The sequence below is a fragment of the Roseisolibacter sp. H3M3-2 genome, assembly GCF_029211165.1.
Taxonomy (GTDB): Bacteria; Gemmatimonadota; Gemmatimonadetes; order Gemmatimonadales; family Gemmatimonadaceae; genus Roseisolibacter.
On the sequence record NZ_JARGEK010000019.1, the window covers coordinates 22353 to 28676 of the forward strand.

Annotated in this window: 6 protein-coding genes; 4 read left to right on the forward strand and 2 right to left on the reverse strand. The window is 76.6% G+C overall.

All coding sequences use genetic code 11. The annotated features are described in order from the left end of the window. Nucleotides 1-22 precede the first annotated feature (22 nt). Nucleotides 23-478 (forward strand): hypothetical protein, encoded by a 456-nt coding sequence (locus PYV61_RS03470; RefSeq protein ID WP_275828360.1) that lies wholly within the window; start codon nucleotides 23-25, stop codon nucleotides 476-478. An 82-nt stretch (nucleotides 479-560) separates the two neighbouring features. Continuing rightward, nucleotides 561-1409 carry a DUF4397 domain-containing protein gene (locus tag PYV61_RS03475; RefSeq protein ID WP_275828362.1) on the forward strand — a complete coding sequence of 283 codons (849 nt, stop codon included), beginning with the start codon at nucleotides 561-563 and terminating at the stop codon, nucleotides 1407-1409. Between the two features lie 82 nt (nucleotides 1410-1491). Here the strand turns inward: PYV61_RS03475 and PYV61_RS03480 are convergent, their stop codons facing one another. Further along, on the reverse strand, nucleotides 1492-2076 hold the full coding sequence (locus PYV61_RS03480; protein ID WP_275828365.1) for a hypothetical protein: 585 nt from the start codon (nucleotides 2074-2076) through the stop codon (nucleotides 1492-1494). A 218-nt stretch (nucleotides 2077-2294) separates the two neighbouring features. On the opposite strand from PYV61_RS03480, the gene PYV61_RS03485 reads away from it, so the two are divergent. Next, on the forward strand, nucleotides 2295-3971 hold the full coding sequence (locus PYV61_RS03485; protein WP_275828367.1) for an EAL domain-containing protein: 1677 nt from the start codon (nucleotides 2295-2297) through the stop codon (nucleotides 3969-3971). A gap of 5 nt (nucleotides 3972-3976) precedes the next feature. Continuing rightward, a complete protein-coding gene (locus PYV61_RS03490; RefSeq protein WP_275828369.1) occupies nucleotides 3977-4921 on the forward strand; it encodes a hypothetical protein in 945 nt (314 codons plus the stop codon). A 186-nt stretch (nucleotides 4922-5107) separates the two neighbouring features. Here PYV61_RS03490 and PYV61_RS03495 read toward each other — a convergent pair. After that, nucleotides 5108-6324: glycosyltransferase N-terminal domain-containing protein (locus PYV61_RS03495; RefSeq protein ID WP_275828371.1), on the reverse strand; the 1217-nt coding region annotated here is incomplete at its 5' end.

Below are 6324 nucleotides of genomic sequence, written 5' to 3' on the forward strand. Positions count from 1 at the left end.
CTCGTCCCTCGCGTGCCGCCTCGTGCGGGCCGGCGTCCTCGCCGGCTCGCTCGGGGTGAGCACGGGGTGCTACACCACCCGCCCCCTGCTCGGTGTCCCCGACCCGGGCGTCCAGGTCGTCGCCGTCATGAACGACCGGGGGCGCGTGGCGATGTCCGACTCGCTCGGCCCCAGCGTGGACCGCGTCGAGGGGACCGCCGTGGACCGCCGCGGCGACAGCAGCGTCGTGCTGTCGCTGAGCCGCGTGCGGTACATCAACGGCAACGAGACCAAGTGGAACGGCGAGCGCCTCCGCTTCGACGTGTCGTCGCTGCGGGGGTTCCAGGAACGCCGGTTCTCCCGCGCCCGCACCACCGGGCTGGTGGCGCTCACCGTCGGCGCGCTGGTCGCGTTCGTGGTGACGCGCCAGCTGGTGTCGGGCGGGAACGGCAACGACAACGACGGCAGCGGCCCCCCCGTCCCCCCGCAAGGCTCCTGATCCCGCCCGTCCGCCGGCCGGCGCCGCGCGACCCCGCGCCGGGCGCCGCCGCGACCCCCTTCTGCACCCGACCTCTCCTGCCATGCGCCTTCCACGCGTCACCCTCCTCGCCCTGTCGGTCGCGGCGCTCGCCGCCTGCGACGACGACAACACGGTGACGGAGACGAACCCGCCGCTCGCCGGCGTGCGCTACATCCACGCGGTGCCGGACACGGGCCGCCTGGACTTCAAGATGATCGACCAGCTCGAGTACTCGGCGAACACCGTCGAGGGCTCCGGCGGGCTCACCTTCCGCACCGGCTCGCGCTACTACGCGACCGAGGCGAAGCAGCGCCGCGTCGTCGTGTTCTCGTTCCAGGACTCGTCGGCGGCGACGGTGCAGCAGCGCCTCACCGACACGACGATCACCTTCGAGGCCAACAAGAACTACACGCTGCTGTACGTCGGCAGCGCGCGCGCCGGCGCGGGGGCGAACCGCGCCCGCTTCGTCGTCATCGAGGACGCGCCGCCGGCGGTGGCCGCGGGGAACGTCCACTACCGCTTCTACAACGCCACCGACGCGGCGGTCGCCGGCTACGTCGGCGCGACGGCGGCGGCGACGGGGACCCCGGCGGTCGCCAGCGTGGCGCCGCGCACCGCCTCGCCGTACACCGCGCGCGCGACGGGCGCCCTCGGCTTCGGCGTCACGGCCGTCGGCGGCACCACGGCACTCGGCACCATGCTCGCCGGCGCGGGCACGGCCGGGACGGCGTCGGTGAACCCGGTCGCCGGGTCGGGCGTCGCCGGCACCGCGTTCAGCGTCTACGCCTTCCCGGGCGCGGTGGCCGGCAGCGGCGCCGTCCGCGGGCTCTCGGCCGCCAACGCGACCGCGCTCCAGGCGCCGGCGATCAACGTGTTCGTCGACCGGCTGCCGCCCAACACGGTGCAGTAGTCGATCGCCGCGCGCACGCGGCGCGAACGACGCGGGGGCCGGCGCGAGTGATGGCGCTGGCCCCCGCGTCGCGTCGGTCGCCCTACTTGGCGACCTTCGCGCGCGCGGCGGCGGCGATGCGCTCCTCCAGCCGCCCCGTCGAGGCGCACCGCACCGGCTCGCCGTTGGTGAAGATGGGCTTGGCGAACCCCGAGACGACCGTCCGCAGCTCGGAGGCGCCGTCGGTGGCCGCGGCGACGGTGGTCGCGATGTCGAGGGAGAGCTCGTAGCTGTCGGCCGCCTCGCGCCCGTCGGCGGCGGTGCCGCAGGAGACGATCCGCGCCGCGCGCTCGCCGGCCACCCGCTCGCGGAAGCGCCCGGCCGCCGTCCCCAGCCGCCGCTCGGCGTCCACCCGCGTGTTGATGGGGAGCTTGAACTCCTCGTACACCGCCGTCAGCGCGCCCCAGACGGCCTCGGGCGGTGCCTCGACGGTCGTCTTCCGGACGAAGTCCTCGGTGACGCCGCGCAGCAGCGAGGCCGGCACGCCCGAGCCGGTGCCGCCGGTCTCGACCGGGCGGGTGGTCTGGACGACCTCGGCGTCGCCCGACGCCGCCGCGCGCCCGCTCGAGGCGCAGGCGGCGGCCAGCAGGGCGAGCAGGACGGTGGAGCGGGGGGCGGCGGTCGGCATGCGCGTCGGGGAGGGGGAAGGCACCGGGGGCCAGAACGGAAACGGCCGGTGCGTGGCGCGCCTTGGATCGGCGCTGTAGCGTGCAGCGCAATGCACCCGCGCGCCAGAGGGCGTGCGTCTTGCTGCTCCGAGGTCGATCACCGCGCCCTGATGCCCGTCCCTTCCGCCATCGCCCCGACGCGCCTCCACCGCCCGACCACCCCGCATCGCCCCCGATCGTGACGTCGGCGACGGGCGCGTGGGGGGCGGAGGCCGGCGTGGCGCCGGCGGCCGCCGGGGCGGGGACGGGGGCGCGGTACCGGCCGGCGCTGCTGACCGACAGCGCCGACCGCGCGGTGGCGGAGGCGGCGGAGCTGCTCGGCGGGTGGGGGGTCGAGGTGCGCCCCGCGCGCGACCTGGCCGGCGGGATCCCGGCGCTCCCCGAGGCGCGGGCGGTGGTGGTGACCACCGACAACCCGAACGCGCTGCGCGAGGTGTTCGCGGAGGCGCGGCACGCCGGCGTGCCGGTGGTGGTGGGATGCGCCGACGAGACGGGGCGCCGGCGGGCCGCCGAGCTGCGGGCCGACGACTGGTACTTCGTCCCCGCGACCGCCGAGGAGGTGGCGGCGCGCGTGCGCACCGCGATCGCGCGCGCGCAGCCCAACGGCGCGGCGCTGACCGACCGCATCGAGCGCGCGGAGTACGAGCAGATGCTCTACGACGCGCGCACCGGGCTGCCGACGCTGCCGGTGGCGATCGAGCGCTCGCGCGCGCACATCAAGGAGCGCGGCGAGGTGGTGGTGCTCTACCTCAACTTCGTGCGCTACTCGAAGCTCGAGGAGATCTACGGCTGGGAGAAGCTCGACGCCGTGCTGGAGACGACGGCCGAGACGGTGCGCGAGATCCTCGCCGAGTCGGCGCTGTCGGCGTCGCGCGCGTCGGTGTCGTTCACCAACGACGCGGACCTGGTGCTGCTGCACGTGCCGGCGCCCGGCGCGCAGGCGGCCACCGACGCCGAGATCCACGAGCTGGCGTCGCGGCTGGAGCGGCGCATCGCGCAGCGGCTCGACGCCGCGCACGGCGACGAGGTGGCGGCGCTGTTCGACATCTACGTCGGCGTGGCGCACGTGTACTTCAACCCCAAGATGCGCCTCGAGCGGCTCATCTACCGGGGGATCCGCGAGGCGGCGATGGCCGCCAAGAGCGTCGAGGAGCGGGAGCGGGCGCGGAAGGTGGCCGACCTGCGGACGTCGCTGCGCGACCGGCTGGTGTACGTCGACTACCACCCGATCGTCGAGACCGAGTCGCGGCGCATCTTCGGCTACGAGGCGCTGGCGCGCGGCAACCTGCGGTCGCTGCGCAGCCCCGAGGTGATGTTCGAGGTGGCCGCCGAGGCCGACCTGCTGTGGGAGCTGGGGCGCCTGTGCCGCGCGCGCGCGATCGAGGAGATGCGGCGGCTGCAGGGCGACGAGCTGCTGTTCCTCAACGTCGACCCGCACGACTTCGCCGACCCGGCGTTCAGCGACGTCGAGATCGGCGTCGACGACCCGCGGCGGGTGGTCATCGAGATCACCGAGCGGACGGCGATCAAGGACTACCCGAAGTTCCGCGAGCGGCTGCGCGCCTTCCGCGACGCCGGCTTCCGCTTCGCGGTCGACGACGCCGGGAGCGGCTACGCGGGGCTCGGCTCGATCGCGAACCTCGAGCCGGACTTCATCAAGCTCGACATGTCGCTGATCAACTGCATCGACACGAACTTCATCAAGCAGAACCTGGTCGAGACGATGGTGAAGTTCGCGCGCGACCACGGCGCGATGGTGATCGCCGAGGGGGTCGAGCGGGTCGAGGAGTTCGAGACGGTGAAGGCGCTCGGCGTGCCGCTGGTGCAGGGCTTCTACCTGCACCGCCCGCGCTGAGCGCCGTGCGGGGCGCGGGGCTGGCGCTGGCGCTGGCGCTCGTCCAGGACCCGGTTGGCCTCACCACCCACGAGACGGACGCGCGCGCGGTCGCGCTGCTGCGTGCCGCCGGCGTGCGCCACGCGCGCACGACGCTCTACTGGGACCGGTGGGCCGCCGAGCCGGCCTACCGCGCCGCCTTCGCCGCCGGCGTGCGGCGCGTCGACTCGGCGGGGATCGCGCTGACGGTCGTCGTGCACGCGGCGCCGCCGGGGAGCGGCTACGACGCGCGCGCGCGGGTCTACCGCGCCTTCGCCGAGTTCGTCGCGGCGCGCGCCGGCGAGCTGCCGCAGGTCGACCACTGGCAGCTGTGGAACGAGCAGGACGCGCCCGGGTGGACGGAGGCGTTCGGGGCCGGCCGCGTGCCGCTGCGCCAGCAGGGGCGCCACTACGCCGAGATGCTGCGCGAGGCGTACCCGCGGATCAAGCGCGCCAGCCCGCGGGCGCTGGTGGTGGTCGGCGGGCTGGCCGGACCCGACGACAGCCTCGCCGTGTTCCTGCGCGGCGTGTACGACGGCGCGGGGCCGTTCGACGTGCTGGCGGTGCACGCGTACGGGCCGCCGGTGGTCACGGCGGCGCGGGCGCGCGGCGATCGCGTGCGCGCCGAGATGCGGGCGCGCGGCGACGCGCGCCCGCTCTGGCTCACCGAGTTCGGGATCGCCGCGGGGACGATGCGCCACCTCTGGCGCATCTCGGCGCGCGACCGCCAGGAGGCGCGGCGGGCGGCGGAGTGGCGCGACCTCGCCGAGTGGAACGACCGCACGCGCACCTTCGACCGCCTCGTCGGCTACGTGCTGCACGACGGCGAGGCGGACGGCTACGGCGTCGTGGCGCCCGGGCGCGCGGCGACCCGGCCGGTGTTCGCGTGGCTGCGGGAGCGGAACGCGGCGCGGAGATCCTCGCAACGGTAGCGCACCGCGGGAGGGCTGCGCTCCGCGCGGGTGCCCGGCCGCCGGTGGATCGCGACGCGAGCGCCGGGCGCCGAGCGGCGAGGACCACGCCACGCTCGGCGCTCGACGCTCCGCGCTCGGGTCGCCTCGCAGTGTGGTCCGCTGCGGCGCGCGAGCCGCTGTCAGCCCACGAGATCGGGCCGTGCCCTAGCTGCCGAGCAGCTCGCGCACGAGCGCCAACGCGCGCCCGTCGGCGCCGAGCACCGCGCGCTCGACGGCGCGCGCGGCGTCGGCGGCGCGGCGGCGCAGGGAGTCGCTCGTGCGCCAGCGCCGCAGCAGCTCGGCGAGCGTGCGCGGCGTCGCGGCCGCGGTGGCGCCGCCGGCGGCGAGGAGCAGCCCGGCGTCGCGGCTGTCGCCGTGCCCGGGCCCGAACGCGACGGGGAGCCCGTACGCCGCCGGCTCCAGCACCGAGTGCAGCCCCGCGGCGTGGAAGCCGCCGCCGACGAACGCCGCGTCGCCCACGGCGTACAGCTCCCCCAGCACGCCGACGCGGTCGACGAGCAGCACGTCCACGTCGGCCGTCGCCTCGCCCGCCTCGACGGCCGACAGGCGCGCCAGCGACGCGCGCTGCGCGCGGGCCCACGCCTCGACCGGCCCGAGGTGCGCGGGCGTCGGCTCGTGCGGCGCGATGAGCAGCCGCGCGCGCGCGTCCTGGCGGCGGAGCGTCTGCCACGCCTCCAGCAGCACCTCCTCGTCGGCGGGCCAGGTGGAGCCGGCGACCAGCGTGAAGCGCCCGCCCGAGCGCTCGGGGGCGAGCGGGGCGAGCAGCGGCGACGCGCGGTCGGCCGCCGCGGCGCGGCGCCACACCTGGTCGTAGCGCGTGTCGCCGGTGACGCGCACGCGGTCGGCGCGCACGCCGAGCGCCACCAGCCGCTCCGCGTCCTCGTCGCTGATCGCGCCGACGAGCGAGAGGCGCGCGTAGGCGTCGCGCAGCAGACCGCCCGCGAGCCCGCCGCGGCGCGACGAGCCGCCGGCCAGCGTCGCGCTCACGAGGCCGAGCGGCACGCCGCGGCGCGACGCCTCGGCGGCGAGCACCGGCCACACGTCCAGCTTGCTGAACACGAGCGCCGACGGGCGGAGCGCCTGCAGCAGCGCCGCGGCGTCGCCGCCGGTGTCGAACGGCAGGTAGTCGGCGGCGTCGACGTCGAGCCCGCGCGCGAAGCGCTCCGCGCTGGGCGAGTAGAACGAGTAGGCGAGCTGCAGGTCGGGGCGCTCGCGGCGCGCCAGCTCGAGCACCGGGCGCGCCTGCAGCCCCTCGCCCACCGACGGCGCGTGCATCCAGAGGAGCGGGCGCGCCGCGTCGCGGCGGTCGCGCGCCCACGCCGTCCAGCGCCCGCGCACCGCGCGCCGCGCGCGCAGCGAGC